Origin of the sequence: uncultured Thiodictyon sp. (assembly GCF_903946935.1) — a bacterium.
Taxonomy (GTDB): domain Bacteria; phylum Pseudomonadota; class Gammaproteobacteria; order Chromatiales; family Chromatiaceae; genus Thiodictyon.
The window spans coordinates 19,514-43,117 of record NZ_CAJAXH010000285.1; the positions used below are offsets into that span (position 1 = coordinate 19,514).

At 65.8% G+C, this 23,604-nt stretch carries 16 protein-coding genes; 14 read left to right on the top strand and 2 right to left on the bottom strand.

What is annotated here, in order from left to right:
- Positions 1 to 16 precede the first annotated feature (16 nt).
- Positions 17 to 2,296, bottom strand: coding sequence for an EAL domain-containing protein (locus tag QZX93_RS24845; RefSeq protein ID WP_295392139.1), 2,280 nt, complete (start codon positions 2,294 to 2,296; stop codon positions 17 to 19).
- Positions 2,297 to 2,786: 490 nt separating this feature from the next.
- On the opposite strand from QZX93_RS24845, the gene QZX93_RS24850 reads away from it, so the two are divergent.
- The 3 genes from QZX93_RS24850 to QZX93_RS24860 all read left to right on the top strand — a co-directional run bounded on the left by QZX93_RS24850 (position 2,787) and on the right by QZX93_RS24860 (position 12,224).
- Positions 2,787 to 5,861, top strand: coding sequence for a chemotaxis protein CheB (locus QZX93_RS24850; protein WP_295392137.1), 3,075 nt, complete (start codon positions 2,787 to 2,789; stop codon positions 5,859 to 5,861).
- Positions 5,862 to 6,212: 351 nt separating this feature from the next.
- Positions 6,213 to 9,440, top strand: coding sequence for a replicative DNA helicase (gene dnaB, locus QZX93_RS24855; protein ID WP_295392136.1), 3,228 nt, complete (start codon positions 6,213 to 6,215; stop codon positions 9,438 to 9,440).
- 552 nt (positions 9,441 to 9,992) lie between these two features.
- Complete coding sequence (locus QZX93_RS24860) at positions 9,993 to 12,224, top strand: carboxypeptidase regulatory-like domain-containing protein (RefSeq protein WP_295392135.1); 2,232 nt, start codon at positions 9,993 to 9,995, stop codon at positions 12,222 to 12,224.
- A gap of 74 nt (positions 12,225 to 12,298) precedes the next feature.
- Here QZX93_RS24860 and QZX93_RS24865 read toward each other — a convergent pair whose 3' ends face one another.
- A complete protein-coding gene (locus tag QZX93_RS24865) occupies positions 12,299 to 13,192 on the bottom strand; it encodes a methyltransferase domain-containing protein (protein WP_295392134.1) in 894 nt (297 codons plus the stop codon).
- Between the two features lie 206 nt (positions 13,193 to 13,398).
- On the opposite strand from QZX93_RS24865, the gene QZX93_RS24870 reads away from it, so the two are divergent.
- From QZX93_RS24870 to QZX93_RS24920, 11 genes are all read left to right on the top strand, one after another.
- Positions 13,399 to 14,025 (top strand): carbonic anhydrase, encoded by a 627-nt coding sequence (locus QZX93_RS24870; RefSeq protein WP_295392132.1) that lies wholly within the window; start codon positions 13,399 to 13,401, stop codon positions 14,023 to 14,025.
- A 14-nt stretch (positions 14,026 to 14,039) separates the two neighbouring features.
- Positions 14,040 to 14,723: an ERCC4 domain-containing protein gene (locus QZX93_RS24875; RefSeq protein WP_295392131.1), complete on the top strand. Its 684-nt coding sequence runs from the start codon at positions 14,040 to 14,042 to the stop codon at positions 14,721 to 14,723.
- A 21-nt stretch (positions 14,724 to 14,744) separates the two neighbouring features.
- Positions 14,745 to 15,524: a hydroxyacylglutathione hydrolase gene (gene gloB / locus QZX93_RS24880; RefSeq protein WP_295392129.1), complete on the top strand. Its 780-nt coding sequence runs from the start codon at positions 14,745 to 14,747 to the stop codon at positions 15,522 to 15,524.
- Between the two features lie 192 nt (positions 15,525 to 15,716).
- Positions 15,717 to 17,519 (top strand): translation elongation factor 4, encoded by a 1,803-nt coding sequence (lepA, locus tag QZX93_RS24885; protein ID WP_295392127.1) that lies wholly within the window; start codon positions 15,717 to 15,719, stop codon positions 17,517 to 17,519.
- Between the two features lie 70 nt (positions 17,520 to 17,589).
- Entirely contained in the window at positions 17,590 to 18,411 is an 822-nt protein-coding gene (gene lepB / locus QZX93_RS24890; protein WP_295392125.1) for a signal peptidase I, read from the top strand.
- Between the two features lie 21 nt (positions 18,412 to 18,432).
- Positions 18,433 to 18,804 (top strand): DUF4845 domain-containing protein, encoded by a 372-nt coding sequence (locus QZX93_RS24895; protein WP_295392123.1) that lies wholly within the window; start codon positions 18,433 to 18,435, stop codon positions 18,802 to 18,804.
- Positions 18,801 to 19,490, top strand: coding sequence for a ribonuclease III (rnc, locus tag QZX93_RS24900; RefSeq protein WP_295392121.1), 690 nt, complete (start codon positions 18,801 to 18,803; stop codon positions 19,488 to 19,490). The genes QZX93_RS24895 and rnc overlap by 4 nt, the downstream gene beginning before the upstream one ends.
- Positions 19,483 to 20,385: a GTPase Era gene (era, locus tag QZX93_RS24905; protein WP_295392120.1), complete on the top strand. Its 903-nt coding sequence runs from the start codon at positions 19,483 to 19,485 to the stop codon at positions 20,383 to 20,385. The genes rnc and era overlap by 8 nt, the downstream gene beginning before the upstream one ends.
- The gene (gene recO, locus QZX93_RS24910) at positions 20,382 to 21,104 is read left to right on the top strand and encodes a DNA repair protein RecO (protein WP_295392118.1); all 723 of its coding nucleotides are present in this window, start codon (positions 20,382 to 20,384) and stop codon (positions 21,102 to 21,104) included. Before era ends, recO begins: the two co-directional genes overlap by 4 nt.
- 286 nt (positions 21,105 to 21,390) lie before the next feature.
- On the top strand, positions 21,391 to 22,161 hold the full coding sequence (gene pdxJ, locus QZX93_RS24915; RefSeq protein ID WP_295392116.1) for a pyridoxine 5'-phosphate synthase: 771 nt from the start codon (positions 21,391 to 21,393) through the stop codon (positions 22,159 to 22,161).
- 109 nt (positions 22,162 to 22,270) lie between these two features.
- Entirely contained in the window at positions 22,271 to 23,479 is a 1,209-nt protein-coding gene (locus QZX93_RS24920) for a sugar phosphate nucleotidyltransferase (RefSeq protein ID WP_295392114.1), read from the top strand.
- The last annotated feature ends 125 nt before the right edge of the window (positions 23,480 to 23,604 follow it).

Below are 23,604 nucleotides of genomic sequence, written 5' to 3' on the forward strand. Positions count from 1 at the left end.
CGCGCGTAAGCGCTCACTAAACCATTGCCGCGGCCTCGCGGCAATAGGCCGCGCAGGCCGCCGCTGGGAGCGGGCGGCTGTAGAGGAAGCCCTGGCCGATGCGGCAGCCGGCGGCCTTTAGACAGTCCGCCTGGGCCCGGGTCTCGATCCCCGCGGCGATCACCGTGAGATTCAGTGCCCGACCCAGGGTGAGGATGGCCGTCGCGATGGCCCGGTCGTCCGCGCCCCCCGGCAGTCCGGCCACGAATGAGCGGTCGATCTTGAGCGCGCGCACCGGCAGGCGCTTGAGGGTGGCGAGCGACGAGTAACCGGTGCCGAAGTCGTCGATGCCCACTGCGATGCCCAGCTTCGCCAGGCGTCGGATATTCTCCGCCGCGGCCTCTGGGTTGGCCATGATCCAGGTCTCGGTCGCCTCCACGGTCAGGGTGCCGGGCGGCAGGCCGAGCTCGGCGACGATGGCGCCGATGTCCTGCGTCAGGTGCGGATTGCTCAGATCGCGGCTCGACAGGTTGACCGTCACGGCCACCCCCGCGAGCAACCCCTGGGCCTGCCAGGCCTGCATCTGGGCGGCGGCGGTGCGCATCGCCCAGGCGCCGATGGGTACGATGAGCCCGGTGGCTTCGGCGAGCGGGATGAAACGATCCGGTGCAACCAGTCCGAGGGTTGGATGGTGCCAGCGGATCAGTGCCTCCAGCCCGACGATCCGTCCGCTCGCGAGCTCATGCTGGGGCTGGTAGTGGAGTACAAATTCCCGCTGGTCGAGGGCTTGGCGCAGGGCGGTCTCCAGGGTTACATGGGCCAGTGCGCGCTCGGTCATCTCCTGGGTGTAGAAACGGAAGGTGTCGTGACCCTGGGCCTTGGCCAGATACATGGCCGAGTCGGCGTTGCGCACCAGGGTGTCCACGTCGGTGCCGTCCTGCGGATAGAGGCTGATGCCGATACTCGCGGTGACGCGGAGCCGTTGACTGTCCAACTCAAAGGGCGCCGCGAAGGCCTCGACCAGCGCCTGGGCGACCCGGGCGGCGGCGTCGCCCCGCTCCAGCGCCCCGAGGATGACGATGAACTCATCGCCGCCCAGGCGGGCGACCGTATCGCCCTCCCGCACCAGGGCGCGCATGCGCTGCGCCGCCTGCTGGAGGATGCAATCCCCGGCGGCGTGCCCCAGGCGATCGTTGATGCCCTTGAAGTCGTCGAGATCCAGGAACAGCAGGGCCACCTGATGCCGCTCCCGGTGGGCCCGACGCATGGCCTGGGTCAGGCGGTCGGCGAACAGCCGCCGGTTGGGCAGCCCGGTGAGCGGGTCGTGCTCGGCCAGGTGTTCGAGTTGCTCCTCACGCTCCTGGAGTTGTGCGGTGAGCCGCAGGTGCTCGGTGATATCGCGGGCGGACTCGATCACGCCCAGGACCTCGCCCTGGGGGCCCCGCAAGGGGGAGGCGAGCAGTTCCACCGCGCGCTCCTCCCCATTCGCCTCCCGGTGCCGATGGACCACCTTGGTCGGCTGGCCGCTGGCCAGCACGCTGCGCACCGGACAGGGGGATTCGAGGCCGGCGCAGGGGGTGTCGCGCCCATGCGTCGCCAGATAGCAGGTCAGTGGTTGGGTCGCCGTGCCGGTGCGGCTGCCGGCCGCCGCCCGCGCCGCTGCATTCATCAGCAGGACCCGGTAATCCGGGGTGACGACCAGCAAGGGGTCGCCGGCCCCGTCGATGACCGCTTGCAGGAACTGGCGCTCGGCCATCACCGCGGCCTGGGCCTGCTTGATCTCGGTGACATCGAGCAGGACCACCCGGCAGGCCGGCGGCTCGACCATTGCCGGTGGCGGCGCCGCGCGCTCGATCAGCAGTCGCAGGTCGCGCGTCTGGGTCGCCGGCGGCGGCGGGCGCAGACCGACCTCGAGCGACTCCGGCTCCCCGCTCTCCAGCACCCGCGCCAGGGCACTGAGCAGGCGGCTCCCGGCCCTGGGGTCGAGTCGTGTACCGAGGAACAGCAGCGGTGTGCGCCCGCGCTCCCGCCCCAGCAAGCGGGCGGCGGTCAGGTTCATCTGGGTGACCTGGCCGTTGCGCTGGAGGGTGACATAACCCACCGGGGCGAAGTCATAGAGGTCCGCATAGCGGTCGCGCGACTCCTCCAGGGCCTGCTGGGCGGCGCGCAGTTCCCGGTTCTGAAGCTCCAACTCGATCTGGTGGACATGCAAGTCGTGTACCACCTGTCGCAGGTCGGTCGACTCCTGCACCTCCTGGCGCAGGGCGGCCAGGACTTGCGTGAGTGAGCGGTCGGACAGGTCCTTAAGGACAGTCATTGGGGATGCCGATGCGGGGGGGGGGGGGGGGGGGGGTGGGGGGGGGGGGGGGGGGGGGGGGGGGGGGGGGGGGGGGGGGGGGGGAGGGCATGGTGGTCGCAGACGCCTAGCAGCCTGTCGGACTTGATGGCGTAACCGATTGATTAAACAGGAAAACGACTTTTTGGCGCAAAAGAGGAAACTCTTTGCATTCAATCGGTTGCATCACTAAGTCCGACAGCCTGCTAGGGTAATTGACACATCGTTCGGGGTGCTGCGGGCGCCACGGCCGTTAGCCGCTCCAGCCGCCGGGGCGTAAAATAACAGGACCATACCGATTTCGCAGCGTTTTACTGCATTTTACATTGCAGGTCATGGCCGGAGCGGTCCATGCTCTGATAATCCTGCGAAATCGTGTTGATCCTATCCATCGACTCGCGCGCCACGCGGCCTTGTGGCGGTCGAACAGCGGGTGCGCCGGCACCACACAGCGAACCCAGGAGCCATTTGTATGTCCGAACCAACGCAGAACCCCGACGCCACCGGGTCACCGGCTGCCGCGCCGGCCGCTGAGGCCGGCGACAGGCGCGTCGATGAGATCGGAAATGGGGGCGCGGACACGCCCGCGGAAGCGCCCCCCGGCTGTCCGGTGGTGGGGATCGGCGCCTCGGCCGGCGGTTTGGAGGCCTATCGGCGGCTGGTGGAGCACCTGCCGACCGATACCGGCATGGCCTTTGTCCTGGTTCAGCACCTGGACCCCCAGCACCGCAGCCTGCTGGCGGAGCTGATCGGCAGCGCCACCCGGATGCCGGTCGCCGAGGCCACCGACGGCCTGGCGGTGGAGCCCAATCATCTCTACACCATTCCGCCCAATGTCACGCTCGGCATCCTGCACGGGCGGCTGCAGATCCTGGAGCGGATCACCGAGCGCGGGCGTCACCTGCCGGTGGACGACTTCCTGCGCAGCCTGGCGCAGGACCAGGGCGACCAGGCGATCGGGGTGGTGCTCTCGGGCACCGCCTCGGACGGCACCGCCGGCCTGGCCGCGATCAAGGCCGCCGGCGGGCTCACCCTGGTGCAGGATCAGGAGAGCTCGGCCTATTGGGGGATGCCCGGGAGCGCGGTGGCGGCCGGTTGTGCGGACCTGGTACTGCCGCCGGAGGAGATCGCCCAGGAGTTGGCGCGCATGGCCCGGCACCCCTTGCTGCGTCAGCGCCTGTTGGCGGATGAGCCGCTGTCGGGCGATGCCGCGACCAACGCCTTGAGCAAGATCTATCTGCTGCTGCGCTCGCGCAGCGGTAACGACTTCGCACTCTATAAGCAAACCACCATCCGGCGACGCATCCGGCGGCGCATGTTGGTCCACAAGCTGGAGCGCCTGGCCGACTATGTGCGCTTTCTGCAGGGCAACCCGGCGGAGCTGGACGCACTGTTCCAGGATATGCTGATCCAGGTGACCAGTTTCTTCCGCGATCCGGATGCCTTTGCCACACTGCGCGCCAAGGTGCTGCCGCGGGTCTTCGCCGCCTATCGGGCGCGGGCGGTGGCCCAACCGGAGTTCCCCAACCAGGTGCGGGTCTGGGTTCCGGCCTGCTCGACCGGGGAGGAGGCGTACTCGCTGGCCATGACCCTGCTCGAATATTTGGGTGAGGAGGCGGGCGCCCAGGCGGTGCCCCCCGCCATCGCCACCATCCAGGTCTTTGCCACCGACATCGACGAGCAGGCGATTGCTACGGCGCGCCGTGGGGTTTATCCGGAGCGGATTGCCGCCGAGGTGTCCGCGGAGCGGTTGCGGCGCTTCTTTGTGAAGGTGAGCGGCGGTTATCAGGTGAGCAAGGCCTTGCGGGATCTCTGTATCTTTGCGGTCCAGAATGTGGTCAAGGACCCCCCGTTCTCCCGTCTGGACCTGGTGTCCTGCCGCAACCTGCTGATCTATTTTGGTCCGGTATTGCAGAAGCGGGTCTTGCAAGTGTTCCACTATGCGCTGGAGCCGACTGGGTTCCTGATGCTCGGGCCTTCGGAGACCATCGGTCATCAGGCGGACCTGTTCGCCTTGGTGGATCAGCCATCGAAGATCTACGGTAAAAAATCGGTCGCCGGGCGTCTGGGCTATGAGTTCACCCCGCGTACCCCGGTGCAGGACGGACTGGCGGAACCCCCGTTGCCCAAACCGCGCGGACTGGGGCGCCACCCCCAACAGGAGGCGGATGATCTGATCCTGGCCCGCTACAGTCCGCCGGGGGTGATCGTGAGCACCGACCTGGAGATCCTGCACTTCCGTGGCCAGGTCGGGCGCTATCTGGACCCGACCCCGGGGGCGGCGAGCCTGAATCTGCTCAAGATGGCCGGTCGGCGGTTGTTCGTGGCCCTGCGCGCTGCCCTGGCGCAGGCGCAGCAGTCGGGGGCGGCGGTGCGCATGCCGGCCGTGGCCTATGAGCGCGATGGCGGTGAGGGGGTGGTCGACATCCAGGTGTTGCCGCTGCATACGCCGGTGAATGGCGAGCCCTGCCTGCTGGTGTTGTTCGAGGAGACCGGGTCGGCGCCCAGCGTCGCGCCGGCCGCGGGTCAGGGCGCGGCGCGGGTCGGGGGCGACGACTATATCGCCACCCTGGAGCGTGAGCTGGCCAGCAACCGCGACTATCTCCAGGCGGCCATCGCCGAGCAGGAGGGGACCAACGAGGAGCTACGCTCGCTCAACGAGGAGATCCAATCGGCCAACGAGGAGTTGCAGAGCACCAACGAGGAGCTGGAGACGGCCAAGGAAGAGCTCCAGTCCACCAACGAGGAGCTGGTGACGGTCAATGACGAGCTGGAGCATCGCAATGCGGCCCTGGCCACTGCCAATAATGACATCACCAATATGCTGTCCAGCATCAATCTACCGATCCTGATGCTGGACAACGAGTTGCGTATCCGCCAGTTCACCCCCCAGGCCGAGCGCCTGCTGAATCTGATCGCCGCCGACCTCGGACGCCCCATCGGTAACATCAAGCCGAACATCGAGGTTCCGCATCTGGAGGCCCTGGTGCGCCGCGTGATCGACCGCCTGAGCGTGGAGACCATGGAGCTGCAGGACAACGCCGGGCACTGGTATGCGGTGCGGGTGCGGCCCTATAAGACCCTGGACCATCGCATCGATGGGGCGGTAATCACCTTCATGGAGATCGACGAGATCAAGGAGGCCGAGCGGCTGCGCACGGCCCTGACCGAGGAGCGACGGCTGGTGGTGCTGGTGCGCGATGCGATGGACGCCATGACCGTGCAGGAGTTCGATGGCCGCATCCTGGCCTGGAACCCGGCCGCGGTGCGCGTCTATGGCTATACCGAGGGCGAGGCCCTGTCGCTCAACATCCGTCAACTGATCCCGGACGCCGCGCTGGCGGACTATGAACTGATGCTGGCCCAGTTGCGCGCCGCTGGGGAGCCGTCCGCCGGCCGGCCCTTGGAGCCGTACCGCACCCGGCGCAGCACTCAGGACGGGCGTGAGTTGGAGGTGTCGCTGGTGGCCACGCTCTTGCTCGATCGCGACGGCCAGCCCTATGCCTTGGGCACCACTGAACGTGTCCTGGGCGCCGCCGGGGGCTGAATCTACAAGGTCTATTTGTGTCACGCCAAGGCGCCAAGCTCGCCAAGAAATACAATCGCGTAGATCAAGTCACCGGATCACCCGCCGGGCCATGGTCCAATGCCGATACTGCACTGAGCACCCTTGGCGAGTTTGGCGCCTTGGCGTGAGAACTGCCCTTTCTGGGGCGCACTGCCCTGCAATCTGCCCCTTGTCCCCCCGTGGGGCAGGGGCCACAATCCCCGGCTATCCCGTCCCCCAGTGCGACCGTGCGCGCCCACCCGACCAGGGGTCCGGGCGCTGGGGCGGCTTTGCCATTCATTGAGCCATCGCCGAGCGTCATGCCGCCGGTGCGCGCCCGCCGAGGGAACTATGCACGATCCGACCGACCAGGAGCCCCTGGGGCACTATCCAGACGCCGCCATGGAGAGCCTGCGCGTCCCGCCCCACAACATCCACGCCGAGCAATCCCTGCTCGGCGGTCTCATGCTGGACAACAGCACCTGGGACCGCATCGCCGACATGGTGGTGGAGGGGGACCTGTACCGGCGTGAGCACCGCCTGATCTTCCGTGCCGTCACCAAGCTCGCCGGGGCCGACCAGCCGTTCGACGTGGTCACCCTGGCCGAGACCCTGGAGCGCACCGAGCAACTGGAGGCGGCCGGCGGGCTCTCCTATCTCGGCACCCTGGTCAACGAGACCCCGAGCGCGGCCAACATCAAGGCCTATGCCAAGATCGTGCGCCAGACCTCGGTGCTGCGCCAGATGATCGCCGCCGGCACCGAGATCGCCGATAGCGGCTACAACCCGGCCGGTCGGGACGCCAGCGAACTGCTGGACATGGCCGAGCGGCTGGTGTTCGAGATCGCCGAGCAGGAGACCCGCGGCGGCGGCGCCGGTTTCCAGCCCATCAAGGCCCTGCTCACCAAGGCGGTGGAGCGTATCGACGACCTCTATCGGCGCGACGAGCCCATCACCGGGCTGTCCACCGGCTTCACCGACTTCGACCTGATGACCTCCGGACTCCAGCCCTCGGACCTGATCATCGTGGCGGGGCGCCCGTCGATGGGCAAGTGCGTGGAGGCCGGCACCGAGATCCTGTTGGATGACGGCAGTGTCGAGACCATCGAGACCATCGTGGGTCGGCGGCGGGCGCGCCTGTTGACCCTGGGTGACGATTGGCGTCTGCATCCAGTGGAGCCGACGGCCTATGTGGACGATGGCATGAAGCCGGTGTTCCGGGTCACGACCCGTCTGGGGCGTGCGATCGAGACCACCGCGAGTCACCCCTATCTGACCCCGACCGGCTGGCGTCCGCTGGCCGAACTGGCGGTGGGTGAGGCGGTGGCCGTGCCGCGCCGCCTGCCGGTCTTCGGCAACACGCCGCTGCGCGACTGCGAGGTCCGGCTGCTCGGTTACTTGATTGGTGACGGCTGCCTGACCGCGGCCTCGCCCAAGCTCACCAATGCGGACCCGCGCATCCAGGCCGACTTTGTGGAGGCGGTGGCGGCCTTCGGTGGCGTGCGCGCGGTGATCCGGGAGCGTCGCACCCGCACCACGGACATTTGCGTCTCGGCCGACCGCGAGCGGATCGCCGACGGGCGCAGCCACTTTGGCCAGTCGCTCACGCAGGCCATTGCCCGCCTGGGTTGGTCCCAGCGTGAATTGGCCCTGGCCTTGGATGCCAGTCCAGCGAGTGTCTGCAATTGGACGAAGGGGCGCACCATGCCCGGCGCGGCACTCTTCGATGGGCTGGAGCGCCTGCTTGGCGGTCAGCTGGCCGGGTGGCTGCCGGACGGGCGCGAAGGCGCCTCCAAGAATGCCCAGAATGCGTTGACCCGCTGGCTGGATGGGCTGGGCCTCTGGGGTAAGGGCGCACATGGAAAGTTCGTTCCGGAACCGGTTTTTCGGCTGCCCAAGGCGCAGTTGGCGGTGTTCCTCAATCGGCTGTTTGCCACTGACGGCTGGGCCACGGTGCTTGCCACTGGTCAGTCCCAACTCGGATACGCCACGGTAGCCGAGCGGCTCGGTCGGCAGGTCCAGCACCTGTTGCTGCGCTTTGGGATCATCGCCAAACTGCGTCGGCGCGAGATGAAGGGGCCGAATGGGCCGGCGATTGCCTGGCAGTTGGATATCACCGACCCCGGATCCATTCAGACCTTCATGGCCGAGATCGGCATCTTTTCCAAGGAGTCGGCATTGGAGCGCGTCCGCCAGGCATTGGCAGGACGACGGGAGCAGACCAATTGCGACTTGATATGGGACGAGATCGTTGCCATTGAACCCATGGGTCCGCGCCAGGTCTACGACCTGACCATCCCGGAAACCCACAACTTCATCGCCAATGACATCTGCGTCCACAACACCAGCTTCGCGATGAACCTGGCCGAGCACGCCGCCATCCAGGGTGGCAAGCCGGTGGCGGTATTCAGTATGGAAATGCCGGGCGATGCGCTGGCGATGCGTATGATGGCCTCGCTGGGGCGCATCGATTCACATCGGGTACGCACCGGCAAGCTGGAGGACGACGAATGGCCGCGCCTGACCTCCGCGGTCAATATCCTGGCCGCGGCCTCGCTCTTCATCGACGATACGCCGGCACTCTCACCGACCGAATTGCGCGCCCGCGCGCGGCGGCTCAAGCGTGAGCATGGCGATCTGGGACTGGTGGTGATCGACTATCTCCAGCTCATGCAGGTCCCGGGGTCGAATGAGAACCGGACCACCGAGATTTCGGAAATCTCACGCTCACTCAAGGCCCTGGCCAAGGAACTATCGGTGCCGGTGATTGCGCTTTCACAGCTCAACCGCAGCCTGGAGCAGCGGCCGAACAAGCGGCCGGTGATGTCGGACCTGCGCGAATGCGTGACCGGCGATACGCCGGTGGTGTTGGCGGACGGGCGGCGGGTACCGATCCAGGAATTGGTCGGCACCACGGCCCAAGTGATTGCAGTGGATGCACAAGGTAAGTTGGTCCAAGCGGAGTCCGACCGCATTTGGGCGGTGGGCCGGCGCCCGGTCTGGCGGGTGCGCCTCGCCAGCGGGCGTTCCATCCGTGCCACGGCGGAACATCGCCTGTTCGCCGGTGACGGTTGGAAGACCGTGGGTCAACTGGGTGCCGGTGATTGCCTGGCCTTGTCCCGGTTCCAGCAGGAGCCGCAGGCGCCGCAGCGTCGGCCGGCGATCGACGCCGAGCAACAGTTCCATGCACTGGAGCGGGTCGGTGCGGATACCGCATCCCTGAGCAACCCTGGCGTTGTTGAGCAGGCGCAGAGCGACCTGTTCTGGGACCGGGTGCTGGTGGTGGAGCCCGCGGGCGAGGAGGAGGTCTATGACCTGACGGTGCCGGGACCGGCCAGTTGGCTCGCGGACGGTATTGTCAGTCATAATTCCGGCGCCATCGAACAGGATGCAGACTTGATCGCTTTCATTTACCGCGACGAGGTGTATAACACCGAGAGTAAAGACAAGGGGGTGGCCGAGATCATCATCGCCAAGCAGCGTAACGGGCCGATCGGCACGCTGCGCCTCGCCTTCCTGGGCAAATACACCAAGTTCGAGAACTACACCGACAACTATTACGGCGAGGAGATGCATTGACCCTGGGAGCGCCGACCTCCGGTCGGCGACTGTCGGTCGTCTCGTAACACCGCTACGCGGTGTTACGCCTGTGTCAGGCGCTCTGCGCCGCGGGTCGTGACGCCGTCAGCGATTAACCGGGGGACCTCGCGGCTAGCGCGCTGGCCGTGATGATGACGAAGGCCCCGCCGGCTATTGGCAGGATGTGATTCTTTTGGCGTTGCGAAATCGGGTCATGACGCCGCAGCCATAAAAAACGGTTGCAAAACCAGGGATCGCTCGGGTAGTATCTGCGCTCAATAATAACCGGCCAAGACGTGTGGCCTGCGGTCAGTCTGGATAATCAGAGGACGTTGTTTTGACGATCGGGACGTCAGCTTCCCCCCTCGCGTGCGACCCTTCCCCAGGGCGACTGACTGATTGCCTTTATCCCAGCGTTTCTCTCGGAGATTCCGCTTCCGCCGTTGCAGCGGACGCTTTCGCGCGCCCGTATGTTTCCACCATTCGCGCCCCGGTGCCGGCCGGCGCCGGGTGTATCGCTATGACGCCTGTTGACATGGAGCACCCAGACCAATGAACGATGCACGACTCGCACTGACTGCCAAGCGCCATCGCCCCGGCATCGCCTGGGCACTTCTGACAATGCTCTGGCTCTGGTTGGGGGCGACGACCGCCGCCCAGGCCGGCGGCATCAGCGGCACCGTGACCAACATGGCCAATACACCCTTGTCGGGTATTAACGCGACTGCCTATATATGGGATGCCAATGGGAACTTTTGGCAGGGGGGGGTTGGTACAATGACCGCCCCCAACGGTAGCTATCTCATTTCCGGGTTGGCCGCAGGGACCTATCGGGTCTGCTTCAATGACCCGAATGGTGTCTATGCCATCGAGTGCTATAACAACGCCAGTGATGTGAATGGCGCTATGGACCTGCCCGTCGCCGCCGCGCAGACCGTCCCCAATATCAATGCCCAACTGGCCTCCGCTGGACATATCACCGGTATCGTCACCAACGCTAGCGCGGTTCCCCTGGCTGGTATCACTGTAGATGTCCAGATATGGAACGCTAGTCAGAATTATTGGCAATGGGTAAGTAATACATCCACTGCGGCCAACGGGGCCTATGACCTCGGCGGGCTGGTCGCCGGGACTTATCGGGTCTGCTTCTATGACTGGAATGGTGTCTATGCCTCCGAGTGCTATGACAACGCCAGTGATGTGAATGGCGCTAGAGACCTGCCGGTCGCCGCCGGGCAGACCGTCCCAAATATCAATAGCCAACTGGCGCTTGCCGGGCATATCACCGGTGTCGTCACCAACGGTAGCGCGGTTCCCCTGGCTGGTATCCAAGTACAAGCGCAGACATGGGATGCCAATCAAAATTATTGGCAATGGGTGGGCAATGGTGCCTCCACCGCGGCCAACGGGGCCTACGACCTCGGCGGGCTGGCCGCCGGGACCTATCGGATCTGCTTCTATGACTACTTGAATGGTGCCTATCTCTCCGAGTGCTATGACAACGCCAGTGATGTGAATGGCGCTATGGACCTGCCCGTCGCCGCTGGGCAGACCGTCCCCAACATCAATGCCCAACTGGCGCTTGCCGGGCACATCACCGGTGTCGTCACCAACGGTAGCGCGGTTCCCCTGGCTGGTATCCAAGTACAAGCGCAGACATGGGATGCCAATCAAAATTATTGGCAATGGGTTAATGGTGCATCCACCGCGGCCAACGGAACCTACGATCTCGGCGGGTTGGCCACCGGGACCTATCGGGTCTGCTTCGATGATCGGAATGGTTCCTATGCCGGTGAGTGCTATGACAACGCCAGTGATGTGAATGGCGCTAGAGACCTGCCGGTCGCCGCCGGGCAGACCGTCCCCAACATCAATGCCCAACTGGCGCTTGCCGGGCATATCACCGGTGTCGTCACCAACGCAAGCGCGGTTCCCCTGGTTGGTATCCAAGTACAAGCCTATAGATGGGATGCCAATCAAAATTTTTGGCAAAGCGCGGGTAATAGTGCATCCACCGCGGCCAACGGGTCCTACGACCTCGGCGGGCTGGCCGCCGGGACCTATCGGGTGTGCTTCAATGAGTACTGGAATGGTATCTATCTCCACGAGTGCTATGACAACGCCAGTGATGTGAATGGCGCTAGAGACCTGCCGGTCGCCGCCGGGCAGACCGTCCTCAACATCAATGCCCAACTGGCGTTTGCCGGACATATCACCGGTGTCGTCACCAACGGTAGCGCGGTTCCCCTGAGTGGTATCCAAGTATATGCCCTGACATGGAATGCCAATCAAAATTATTGGCAAGGTGTGGGCAATAGTGTATCCACCGCGTTCAGCGGGGCCTACGACCTCGGCGGGCTGGCCGCCGGGACCTATCGGGTGTGCTTCAATGGCTGGAACGGCGCCTATGCCTCCGAGTGCTATGACAACGCCAGTGATGTGAGTGGCGCTATGGACCTGTCCGTCACCGCCGGGCAGACTGTCCCCAACATCAATGCCCAACTGGCCGCCGGACTCCCCATCGTGACCAGCGTGAGTCCGGCCGGTAGCGGCATGGTGAGTTGCACACCCAACCCGGTCGCGCTGGCCGGCACCAGCGTCTGCAATGCCTGGCCTGGCGCTGGTTTTATCTTCGCCGGTTGGCGCGGGGACTGCGCGGGGCAGGTCGGCGCGACCTGCACCCTGAGCAATATCACCTCAGCCAAGGCCGTCACGGCAACCTATCTTAAGAGGGCGCTGGTACTGCCGAGCCGCGGTGGTTGGCGGGCCGTCCTGGGGCAATGATCTGAGGTCTGACGGCGGATCGCCTTATGGGCATCCGCCCGATGGTCTATCTGCTGATTGAGTATCCCCGCGGTTCACCCCGGCTTGCGCGCGCTCGCCAGCACATAGTCGAGCCCCCGGTAGATGGTTTCCGCGGAGACCATCAGCGCCAGTTGCAGCGGCGGCCTGGCCAGGGGGTGGAGCCGCTGCGTGACGCTCGGGTCCGCGGCCAGGTGGCGGTGTAGCGGGGCATAGACGTCGGCGCGGATGGACTCGACCTGGGTGTCGGTGAAGCCCTGGGCGGCGAGCCGGGGGCCGTATTCGGCGCGGGTGTAGCGGTTGGCCTCCGGGATGGGGAATTTGGCGGCCACCGCCCACCAGGACAGCCGTTGTTGCTGCCGTCCGACCCAGCATTGTTCGACGGGCATGGGCAGGATGTCGGCCACCACCAGGCGCCCGCCGGGGCGCAGGACGCGCAGGGCCTCGGCGAAGAAGGCCTCGCGGGTGTTGAAATGAAAGGCGCACTCCAGCGCGGTCACGATATCGACACTGGCGTCCGGGATCGGCATGGCGGTCGCTGACCCCTCGCGCAGGTCGATCCGGTCCGCGAGCCCCAGGTCGGCGACCCGGGTGCGGGCGGCGGCCACCTGGCTGGCGGTGATGTTGAGCCCCACAATGGACTGCGGCTGGTAGTGTTTGGTCCAGTAGATGTCCTGGTCGGCGAACCCGAATCCGACATCCAGCACCCGATCCGCCGGTCCCATCCCGGCGCGCTCCGCCAACAGCGCGGCCATCGCCTCGCAGGCGTCGTCCAGGGTGTTGGCGTCGCGCCAGTAGCCGAGGTTCAGCCAGAGTCCACGCGCGCTCGGGGTGCGGGTGGACAGCAGGTCATAGACGCGGATCACGTCGCGTGACTGGAAGGGGTTGTAGACCCAGTCGAGAAAGGCGAGCGACTCGCGCAGTGTCATCGGGGCAGTGGACTTGGGCATGGGGCTCTCCGCGCGGGCTGAAGTCGCCGATTTGGGGGCGGCGGGTGGGGATTGCCAACCTGCGCCGTCGCCATCCGCCGCGGTGTCGCGGATGCGGTTGACTTACGGGGGCCGCTCTGCTGGAGTTTGGGCGCCCCGGCCACCGCGCTCGCGGTGCGGTCACAGGTCCGCACAGCGGACCCTACTTTTCTGATACATGAGGTTGAATGATTTCCGCATCTGAGGCTTTGGCGCGTCTGCGCGAGGGAAACCAACGGTTTGTGGCGGGCACGTCGAGCCGCGAGCCGCTCTTGAGTCATGCGCGGCGCGCCGAGTTGGCGCTGGGACAGGCGCCCTGTGCGATCGTGCTGGGCTGTTCCGATTCGCGGGTACCGGCGGAGTTCGTCTTCGACCAGGGGTTCGGCGATCTGTTCGTCATCCGGGTGGCCGGCAACATCGTGGCGCCCTCGCAGGTGGGCAGCGTTGAGTTCGCGGCGGAGCGCTATGGCACCCGCCTGGTGGTGGTGCTCGGACATTCCCAGTGCGGGGCGGTGCTCGCCACCCTGGAGGAGCTGCAGCGCCCGACGGCGAGCCAGTCGCGTAACCTGCGCTCCATCGTCGATCGCATCCGACCGTCCGTCGAGGGCCTGCTGCGGACCGAGCTGCGGCACGACATGGAGACGCTGGTGCGGCACGCCGTGCGGGCCAACGTCGGGGTGTCGGTCAGCCATCTGCGGCATGGCTCGGAGGTCCTGGAACAGTTGATCGAGCACGAGGGCCTGGTCGTGGTGGGTGCGGAATATTCGCTGGCCACCGGGGTGGTCGAGTTCTTCGATGGGATCGAGGGCGGGTAGTCGGGCGCTGCTCCATGGCCGCCAGCCAAACCGTCTGCGTCGTCGTCGATGACCGCGAGTCTGCCGGTGCCGTCCTGGCGGCCCTGCGCGGCCATGAGGGGATCGAGACCCGGGTGGCGCGGTTGCCGCTCGGCGACTATCTGGTCGACGATGCGTGGCTGTTCGAGCGTAAGACCCTGCCGGACCTGGTCGCCTCGATCAAGGACGGGCGGCTCTTTGCGCAGGGGTTGCGGTTGGCGCAGGCGCCACTGCGTACGGCCGTGATCCTGGAGGGCTCCACGCGGGACCTGGCCGAGTGCCGCATGCGGCGCGAGGCGATCCAGGGTGCGCTGGTCGCCCTGACCCTGTTTCTTGGTATCCCCTTGCTGCGCTCGCTGGACCCGGCGGAGACGGCGCGGTTGATGCTGTTCGCGGCCCGTCAGGGGCGGGCCTTCGCGGCCGGGTCGCTGCCCCGCAAGGGGCGCCGGCCGCGCGGTAAGGCACGGGTACAAAGCCGCATCCTGCAAGGGCTGCCGGGGATCGGGCCGGCGCGCGCCAAGCGGCTGCTGGAGCGGTTTGGTACTATCGAGTCGGTGATGGCCGCCCCGGCGGACGAACTGGCCGAAGTACCGGGCATCGGCCAGGAGACCGCCGCGGCGATTCGCTGGGCAGTGGCGGAGGCCACGGCGACCTATGACCTGGCGGACCTGTCATCCTGAAGCCAATAAGGACCCTTATCCATGCTCAACATCCGCCCCATCCCCGCCTTCGACGACAACTACATCTGGCTCCTGACCGAGCCGCCCGGCCGCGACGCCGTGGTCGTGGACCCGGGCGATGCGGACCCGGTCTTGGCGGCCCTGGCGGCCGAGGGATTGCGACTGCGCGCCATGCTGGTGACCCATCACCACGGGGATCACGTGGGCGGGCTCGGTGAATTGGCGCTGGCCTTCCCGGGCGTGACGATCATCGGCCCACACGACCCACACATCCGCGGCCTGACCCAGCGGGTCGGGGAGGGGGAGGTGGTCGCGCCCCCGGGGCTTGCCAGTCGCTTCACGGCCTGGGAGGTCCCGGGGCATACCACGACCCATATCGCCTTTTTGGGCGAGGGCGTGCTGTTCTGCGGGGACACCCTGTTTGCTGCCGGCTGCGGGCGGGTCTTCGGCGATACCCCGCAACGCCTGTCCGCCTCCCTGCGACGCATTGCGGCCCTGGACCCGGCGACGCGGCTCTACTGCGCCCACGAATACACCCTGGCCAACCTGGGCTTCGCCCGCTGGGTGGAGCCGGACAACCCGGCGGTGATTGAGCGTGAGCGGGCGGTGGCGGCCAGCCGCGCCCAGGGCCTGCCGACGGTCCCGTCCACGCTGGCGGAGGAGCTCGCCACCAACCCCTTCCTGCGTACCGGCGAGCCCCAGGTCATCGCCGCCGCCGAGCGCTTTGTGGGGCATCCACTCCAGGGGCACGCGGCGGTCTTTACTGCGCTGCGACACTGGAAGGACTCGAAATATGACTGAGCCAAAAGCCGAGATTTGCTCACGGCGTCTTGGCGTGAGCAATTTCCGGAGTTGGGATGAACGCTCGGTGCGCCCCGTTTCTGTTATCATGGCGAACTTCTTGCGGTTCCCCTGGGCGGCCTGCAACGCCGCCGCATCCGCGCGCCGCCGCTCCCCGCGATCACCTGACGAGACCAGCGACGGTCCATAACGATGACCGACCTCAGCCATATCCGTAATTTTTCGATCATCGCCCACATCGACCATGGCAAGTCGACCATCGCGGATCGCTTCATCCAGCTCTCCGGGGCACTGACCGCGCGCGAAATGTCGAGCCAGGTCCTCGATTCGATGGACCTGGAGCGCGAGCGCGGGATCACCATCAAGGCCCAGAGCATCGCCCTGGATTTCAAGTCCAAGGACGGGCGCACCTACCTGCTCAACTTCATCGACACCCCGGGCCATGTGGACTTTTCCTATGAGGTCTCCCGCTCGCTGGCCGCCTGCGAGGGCGCGCTCCTGGTGGTGGACGCCGCCCAGGGGGTGGAGGCGCAGAGCGTGGCCAACTGCTACACCGCCATCGAGCAGGGGCTGGAGGTGCTGCCGGTCTTGAACAAGATCGACCTGCCCAATGCCGAGCCGGAGCGGGTGATCAAGGAGATCGAGGAGATCATCGGCATCGAGGCCGAGGATGCGCTGCGGGTGAGTGCCAAGACCGGCGAGGGTATCCCCGACCTGCTGGAGGCGCTGGTGCAGCGCATACCGCCGCCCAAGGGCGACCGCGATGCCCCCCTGCAGGCACTGATCATCGACTCCTGGTTCGATCCCTATGTCGGCGTGGTCTCGCTGGTGCGGGTCATGAACGGCGAGATCCGTCGCCGTGACAAGATCGTCATGCTGGCCACCGGGCGTAGCCATTTGGTGGACTCGGTGGGGGTCTTTACCCCCAAGAAGATTGAGCGCCCCAGCCTGGGCCCCGGCGAGGTCGGCTATCTCATCGCCTCCATCAAAGAAATCGACGGCGCGCCGGTGGGCGACACCATCACCCGGCCCGAGCGCCCGGGGGAGAAGCTCGAGGGGTTCAAGGAGATGCGCCCGCGGGTCTTCTCGGGGCTCTACCCGGTGGATTCCGATGCCTATGAGGACCTGCGCGAGGCCCTGAGCAAGTTGCGTCTCAACGACGCCTCGCTCTTTTATGAGCCGGAGGTCTCCCAGGCCCTGGGATTCGGTTTCCGCTGCGGCTTCCTGGGGATGCTCCACATGGAGATCGTCCAGGAGCGGCTGGAGCGCGAATATGACCTGGACCTGATTACTACGGCACCTACCGTGGTCTATGAGGTGCTGCGGCAGGACGGTGAGCTCATCCGCATCGACAACCCGGCCAATCTGCCGGAGCCGAATAAGATCAGCGAGGTCCGGGAGCCCATCATCGAGGCCCACATCCTCACCCCCCAGGATTATCTGGGCAACGTGATGACCCTGTGCATCGAGAAGCGTGGGGTGCAGAAGCAGATCCAGTATCTGGGCGGCCAGGTGCAGGTGACCTTTGAATTGCCGCTCGCCGAGGTGGTGCTCGATTTCTTCGACCGCCTCAAGTCGGCGAGTCGCGGCTATGCCTCATTTGAATACGAGCATAAGCGCTTTCAGGCCTCGGACCTGGTGAAGCTCGATGTGCTGATCAACGGCGACAAGGTGGACTCCCTCTCCACCATCGTGCATCGCGCGATCTCCCAGACCCGCGGCCAGGATATCACGGTGCGGATGAAGGATTTGATCCCGCGGCAGATGTTTGAGGTGGCCATCCAGGCCGCCATCGGCAGCAAGATCATTGCCCGCACCACGGTCAAGGCCCTGCGCAAGAACGTGTTGGCCAAGTGCTATGGCGGGGATGTGTCACGCAAGCGCAAACTGCTGGACAAACAGAAGAAGGGTAAGAAGCGCATGAAGCAGGTGGGGCGTGTGGAGATCCCCCAGGAGGCCTTCCTGGCCGTGTTGCAAGTGGGCAAGGACAATTGAGGGCAAGGCGGGGACTGGTCGCGGACTGGTTGCGCCTGGCCGGGTTTGAATCTGACTATCTGAGATGTCCATGAATTTCGATTTTCCGGCCTTTTTGGTGCTGGCCTCCGCCGTGACGGGCGGCATCTGGCTGGTGGATGCGGTGGCCTTTGCGCCACGACGTCGCGCGGCGCCGGGTGGGGCGGCCGCTGGGCGTGAACCCATGCTCGTCGAGTATGCCCGATCGTTCTTTCCGGTTATCCTCATCGTTCTGTTGTTGCGCTCGTTTGTGGTCGAGCCCTTCCGTATCCCCTCCAATTCCATGATGCCGACCCTGCTGACCGGTGACTTCATCCTGGTCAATAAGTTCGCCTATGGTCTGCGGCTGCCGGTCCTCAATACCAAGTTTTTGCCCATCGGGGAGCCGCGGCACGGCGATGTGGTGGTCTTCAAGTATCCGATGGATGGTAAGACCGACTATATCAAGCGGGTCGTCGGCGTGCCGGGCGACACGATCTTCTATCGGGACAAGACGATCTATCTCAACGGCAAGCCCCAGGGTCAAGTGCCGATCGGGCGCTATACCGGGGTGGCTTCCGGGGCGGGAATGACCGGCGCTTGGGACGCGGTGGAGACCTTGGACGGCGTCGCGCACCGCCGGTTGGTGGTCGCGGGGCGGCCGGACCTGCCGCCTGGCTGTGACGTGCTCGCGCAGGGGCCGGTGACGGTGCCGCCTGGGCACTATTTTGTGATGGGCGATAATCGTGACAACAGCAACGATAGCCGTTGCTGGGGCTTCGTGCCGGAGGGTAATCTGGTTGGCAAGGCCTTTGCCATCTGGATGCATTGGGACGGCGAGCGGGCGGGTTTTCCGCCCATCGCCTGGGATCGACTCGGTAACCTGATTCAATAGGGGGTGATCAAGATGACTAAGATGCCTGCTGTGCAAAAGGGGATGGGGGCGAGCGGCCTGCTGTTCGTCGTACTCGTGGTCATTTTCGTGATGACCTTGGTCTTTAAGCTGGGCCCGGGCTATATGGGCTTCATGACGGTGCGATCCATTATGAACGAAGTGGCCGCCGCGCCCGAGCCCTTCCTGGGGGGCAAGGCGGCAGTCCTGAACGCCGTGGAGACCCGCATGAATATCAACGACGTCCGTAACCTCGATCTCAAGTCGTTCACGGTCGCCAGTGCCGGGGAGGGCACCTACGATCTGGGGGTCAATTATGAGCAGCGGACGCATCTCTTTTTCAACATCGACGCGGTGCTGACCTTCCATCACGCGGTGGTGGTCAAGGGCCGGTGACTACCGATAGCCGCCGCCTGGCCCGCGTCCTGGGTCATTCATTCGCCCGCTTGGAGTTGCTCCAGCAGGCCCTGACCCACCGCAGCGCCGGGGCGGTGAACAACGAGCGGTTGGAGTTTCTCGGCGACGCACTGATCGGCTTTGCCGTCGCCGAGTCCTTGGTTGACCGCTTCCCGCAGGCCGACGAGGGAACCCTGAGTCGGATGCGGGCCTCGCTCGTCAAGCGCGAGTCGCTGGCGCAACTTGCCCGCGGCCTGCAACTGGGGGACTATCTGCGCCTGGGCACCGGTGAACTGCGCACCGGCGGTCACACGCGTGACTCGATCTTGGCGGACGCACTGGAGGCCGTGCTGGGGGCGGTCTATCTGGACGGTGGATTTGCGCGTGCGCAGACGGTGGTGGCCAACCTTTTCCGTACGCCCCTGGAGCAACTCGATGACGCGCGAGCCAGTAAAGACCCCAAGACCCGTTTGCAGGAGTTCCTGCAGGCACACCGTCGGCCGATCCCCGACTATGAGGTGCTGACGGTCGGCGGGACCCAGCACGCCCAGAGCTTCACGGTCAGCTGCGTGCTGCCGGACGATCGGCGGTACAGCCGCGGTGAGGGCAGCAGTCGGCGGCGCGCCGAACAGGCGGCCGCCGATGCCATGTTGACACAACTCGAAGGACAGGTCGCTCATGGCTGATCAGACACCGCCGCGCTGCGGCTACGTCACTATCATCGGGCGGCCCAACGTGGGCAAGTCCACCCTGCTCAACCGCATCCTGGGCCAGAAGCTGGCCATCACCTCGCATAAGGCACAGACCACCCGGCACGCGATCTTAGGGATCAGGACCCGTCCCGACGGCCAGATCCTGTTTGTCGACACCCCCGGCATCCATCGCCGGGGCGAGGGTGCGCTCAATCGCTATCTCAATCGCGCGGCCCGCTCGGCGATCGGCGATACCGACCTGGTGCTGCTGGTGGTCGAGGCCCTGCGCTGGACCGATGAGGATGCCTTGGCCTTGGAGGCCCTGACCACCGCGGGGCTGCCGGCCATTGCAGTGATCAACAAGGTCGACGGGATCCCCGACAAGTCGGTCCTGCTGCCGCACCTGGAGGGGCTGGCGGCGCGCTACCCGTTCCTCGAACTGATTCCGGTCTCCGCCGCCCGCGGAGACGGGATCGAGGCGCTGGAGCGGGCAGTGGTCGCCGCCCTGCCCGAGGGTGAATTCCAGTACCCCGAGGATCAGATCACCGATCGCTCGGAACGGTTTTTCGCCGCCGAGCTGCTGCGTGAGCAACTGGTGCAGCGCTATGGCGAGGAGTTGCCCTACCGCACGACGGTCGAGATCGAGCGCTTCGAGGCCGTGGACGGGCGCTACCGAATCAATGCACTGATCTGGGTCGAGCGCCCGGGACAGAAGGCGATCCTGATCGGGAAGGGCGGCGAGGCGATGAAGGCGACCGCCACCCAGGCCCGCCTGGAGATGCAGAAGCTGTTCGGCTGTTCGGTCCACCTGGAGGTCTGGGTGAAGGTCAAGAAGAGCTGGTCGAGCGACGAGGGCGCGTTGGCCCGTCTGGGGTATCACGACGGGTGAGCGGTGCCGGCGGTCTGCTCCGGGCCTTGGTGCTGCATCGGCGGGACTATGGCAATACCAGCCTCCTGGTCGAGCTGTTTGCCCAGGGCCAGGGCCGGTTCCCGGCCATTGCCAAGGGTGCGCGCCGGGGGCGCCGCCCGACGAGCGCCCTCCTGCAACCCTTCCAACCGCTTTGGGTGGGGGTGGTGGGGCGTGGCGAGGTGCTGACCCTGACCCGGGTCGAGGCGGCGGCACGCCCCTTCGACCTCGGCGGGCCGGCACTGCCCTGTGCCTTCTATCTGAACGAGCTCCTGATGCGCCTGCTCGGCCGCCATGATCCCCAGGCCCCGATCTTTGCCTTCTATCACGCCGCCCTCGGCGAGTTGGCCGCCGGCGCGCACCTGGACTCGGTCCTGCGACAGTTCGAACTGCGCCTGCTGGAGGGTTTGGGTTATGCCCCGTCACTGGATTTGGTGGTGGATGGGGGTACCCCGGTGGCGCCCGACCGTCACTATCTGGTCGAGCCTGGGCGCGGCACCCGAGCGGCCCCGGCCGCGGCTGCGGGGGAGCGGGTCTCGGGCGCGACCCTGCTGGCGCTGGCCCGCGGGGAGGCGCTTGCGCCCGCTCAAGCCCGCGAGGCGCGCGCCCTGTTTCGACGCCTGCTCCAACCCCATCTTGGTCCCAAGCCGCTGAAGAGCCGGGAACTGTTCCGGCAGTGGCGGGGTGGGCGCCAGGAATGATCTCACGCCAAGAGGCCAAGCAAGACGACTCAACCCAGATTTCTCAAGAGTCTCACGCCAAGGCGCCAAGACGCCAAGAAACCAGTCGATGAGTCGATAACCCTAAGAAAGAGCAGTTCTCACGCCAAGACGCCAAGCTCGCCAAGGGTTTTCAATGCGTTATCGCCGCTTGCTGACTCACCCGTCGGGTGATTCGGATGTTGTCCAGATGCTCTTGATTTTTCTTGGCGTCTTGGCGCCTTGGCGTGATAAATTTCTTTCTTAATATATGCATTAAGGATATCCCATGAGCACCATAGCATCGCCCGAGGTCCTGCTCGGGGTCAATATCGATCATGTCTGCACCATCCGGCAGGCGCGGGGTACCCGCTATCCGGAGCCGATCCAGGCCGCCCTGGTGGCGGAGCAGGCGGGGGCGGACCTGATCACCCTGCACCTGCGCGAGGACCGTCGGCACATCCAGGATCGGGACGTGGAGCTGCTGCGCGACATCCTGGTGACCCGCATGAATCTGGAGATGGCCGCCACGGCGGAGATGGGCCGCATCGCCGCGCGGCTGTGTCCGCCGGACTGCTGTCTGGTGCCCGAGCGGCGCGCCGAGCTGACGACTGAGGGCGGGCTCGATGTGGCCGGTCGTCAGGCCGAACTCACTGATTTCTGTGCCATGCTGGCGCAGGCCGGGGTGCGGGTGTCGCTCTTCATCGACCCCGATCCGGTGCAACTTCAGGCCGCCCGCGCGGTCGGTGCGCCGGTGGTGGAGATCCACACCGGCCGCTATGCCGACGCCCAGGTCCCGGCGCAGCAGGCGCTGGAGTTGGAGCGCATCCGTCACGCGGTCGCCGTGGGCTTGGAACTCGGGCTCCAGGTCAATGCCGGGCATGGGCTCGACTACCACAACGTCAAGGCGGTCGCGGCCATCCCTGGGATACGGGAGCTCAACATCGGTCACGCCATCGTCGCCCGCGCGCTGTTCTGCGGGTTGGACCAGGCGGTGCGCGACATGAAGCGGGTCATCGACGCCGCGGTGGCGCGGCCGGGGTCAATCCACCAAGAGTAGGGTCCGCAAATGAACGCGAATGAACGCAAATAGGGGAATGGCTTGTCGGATCGGCATTCGGGTTCATGGCCGATTCAGACCCACCTAAACACACCTGATGGACTGACCCATGCCTTCCAACACCTTGACACTGGTCCTCGCCGCCAACCGCGGCACCGGACTCGAGCCGCTGACCATCGATCGCCCCAAGGCCGCCGTCCCCTTCGGCGGTATGTTCCGGGTCATCGACTTTACCCTGGCCAACTGTCTGCACTCGGGTCTTCGCCAGGTGCTGGTGCTCACCCAGTACAAGAGCCATTCGCTGCACAAGCACCTGCGCGACGGCTGGTCGATCTTCAATCCGGAGTTTCGCGAGTTCATCACCGCCGTGCCGCCGCAGCAGCGCGAGGGCCTCAACTGGTATGGTGGTCCATTCGATGCCATCCGGCAGAACCGCTACCTGGTGGAGCGCAGCGCCGCCAGTCAGGTGCTGGTGCTGGTGGGCGAGGCCATCTATCGCATGGACTACGCCGAGTTGATCCGCGCCCACCGCGAGTCCGGCGCCCAGGTGACCTTGGCGGTGCGTGGCGTCCGTGAGCCGGGGTCCGGCGTGCAACCCCTGGTGGGACTGGGCGCGGACGGGCGGGTTCTGGCGTTGTCACCGGCCCCGGTGGACGGTGTCCCGGGTGACTTGGACGAGCCGCTGTCCACCATGGGTGTCTACTGCTTCGACAAGTCCTGGCTGCTCGCCGCCCTGGACCCCGCCCGGGAAGGGCCGGACGAGGACCTGGGGTTGGACCTCATCGCCCCGTTGCTCGGCGCGGTGAATGCGTGCGGCTACCGCTTCGGCGGCGCGCGGGGCCGGGTGACGCCGGACCGCTACTGGTGTGACCTCGCCTCGATCGACGCCTACTACCAGGCGAACATGGGCCTGCTGCGGGCCGATCCACCGCTCGACCTCTATCAGGCCGACTGGAATATCCGGACCTATCAGGGCCAATACCCGCCGGCACGTACCGTGCCCGGGGCGGCCAGCGGCACCGAGGGGATCTTCGTGAACTCGATGCTCTCCGCCGGTACCGTGATCAGCGGCGGCGGGGTCAACCACTCGATCCTGTTCCCGCGGGTGCGGGTGCATGACGGCGCCATCGTGGACTCCTCCATCCTCTTCGACGGGGTGCAGGTCGGGGCCGGTGCCAACCTGCGTAACTGCATCATCGAGAAGGACGTGCAGGTCCCCGCCAAGGAGCGCATCGGCTTCGAGCACAAGCACGATGTCGAGCGCTTCCCGGTCTCGGCCGAAGGCATCGTGGTGGTGCCCAAGGGGTATCGGTTCTAACCGGAGCGGGGGCGTCCCGCCCCGACTCTTAATCCTAGAAAGAGCAGATGCACCACAAAGACACGAAGGACACAAATAATTTCAATGCGTTAAGGCGAAATATTTCATCACCGGCAAGGTGATTC

Bases quoted from the DNA above. Each gene is read 5' to 3' on its own strand.
- QZX93_RS24845 (WP_295392139.1), bottom strand. From the start codon at position 2,296: ATGACTGTCCTTAAGGACCTGTCCGACCGCTCACTCACGCAAGTCCTG.
- QZX93_RS24850 (WP_295392137.1), top strand. From the start codon at position 2,787: ATGTCCGAACCAACGCAGAACCCCGACGCCACCGGGTCACCGGCTGCC.
- dnaB (WP_295392136.1), top strand. From the start codon at position 6,213: ATGCACGATCCGACCGACCAGGAGCCCCTGGGGCACTATCCAGACGCC.
- QZX93_RS24860 (WP_295392135.1), top strand. From the start codon at position 9,993: ATGAACGATGCACGACTCGCACTGACTGCCAAGCGCCATCGCCCCGGC.
- QZX93_RS24865 (WP_295392134.1), bottom strand. From the start codon at position 13,192: ATGCCCAAGTCCACTGCCCCGATGACACTGCGCGAGTCGCTCGCCTTT.
- QZX93_RS24870 (WP_295392132.1), top strand. From the start codon at position 13,399: ATGATTTCCGCATCTGAGGCTTTGGCGCGTCTGCGCGAGGGAAACCAA.
- QZX93_RS24875 (WP_295392131.1), top strand. From the start codon at position 14,040: ATGGCCGCCAGCCAAACCGTCTGCGTCGTCGTCGATGACCGCGAGTCT.
- gloB (WP_295392129.1), top strand. From the start codon at position 14,745: ATGCTCAACATCCGCCCCATCCCCGCCTTCGACGACAACTACATCTGG.
- lepA (WP_295392127.1), top strand. From the start codon at position 15,717: ATGACCGACCTCAGCCATATCCGTAATTTTTCGATCATCGCCCACATC.
- lepB (WP_295392125.1), top strand. From the start codon at position 17,590: ATGAATTTCGATTTTCCGGCCTTTTTGGTGCTGGCCTCCGCCGTGACG.
- QZX93_RS24895 (WP_295392123.1), top strand. From the start codon at position 18,433: ATGCCTGCTGTGCAAAAGGGGATGGGGGCGAGCGGCCTGCTGTTCGTC.
- era (WP_295392120.1), top strand. From the start codon at position 19,483: ATGGCTGATCAGACACCGCCGCGCTGCGGCTACGTCACTATCATCGGG.
- pdxJ (WP_295392116.1), top strand. From the start codon at position 21,391: ATGAGCACCATAGCATCGCCCGAGGTCCTGCTCGGGGTCAATATCGAT.
- QZX93_RS24920 (WP_295392114.1), top strand. From the start codon at position 22,271: ATGCCTTCCAACACCTTGACACTGGTCCTCGCCGCCAACCGCGGCACC.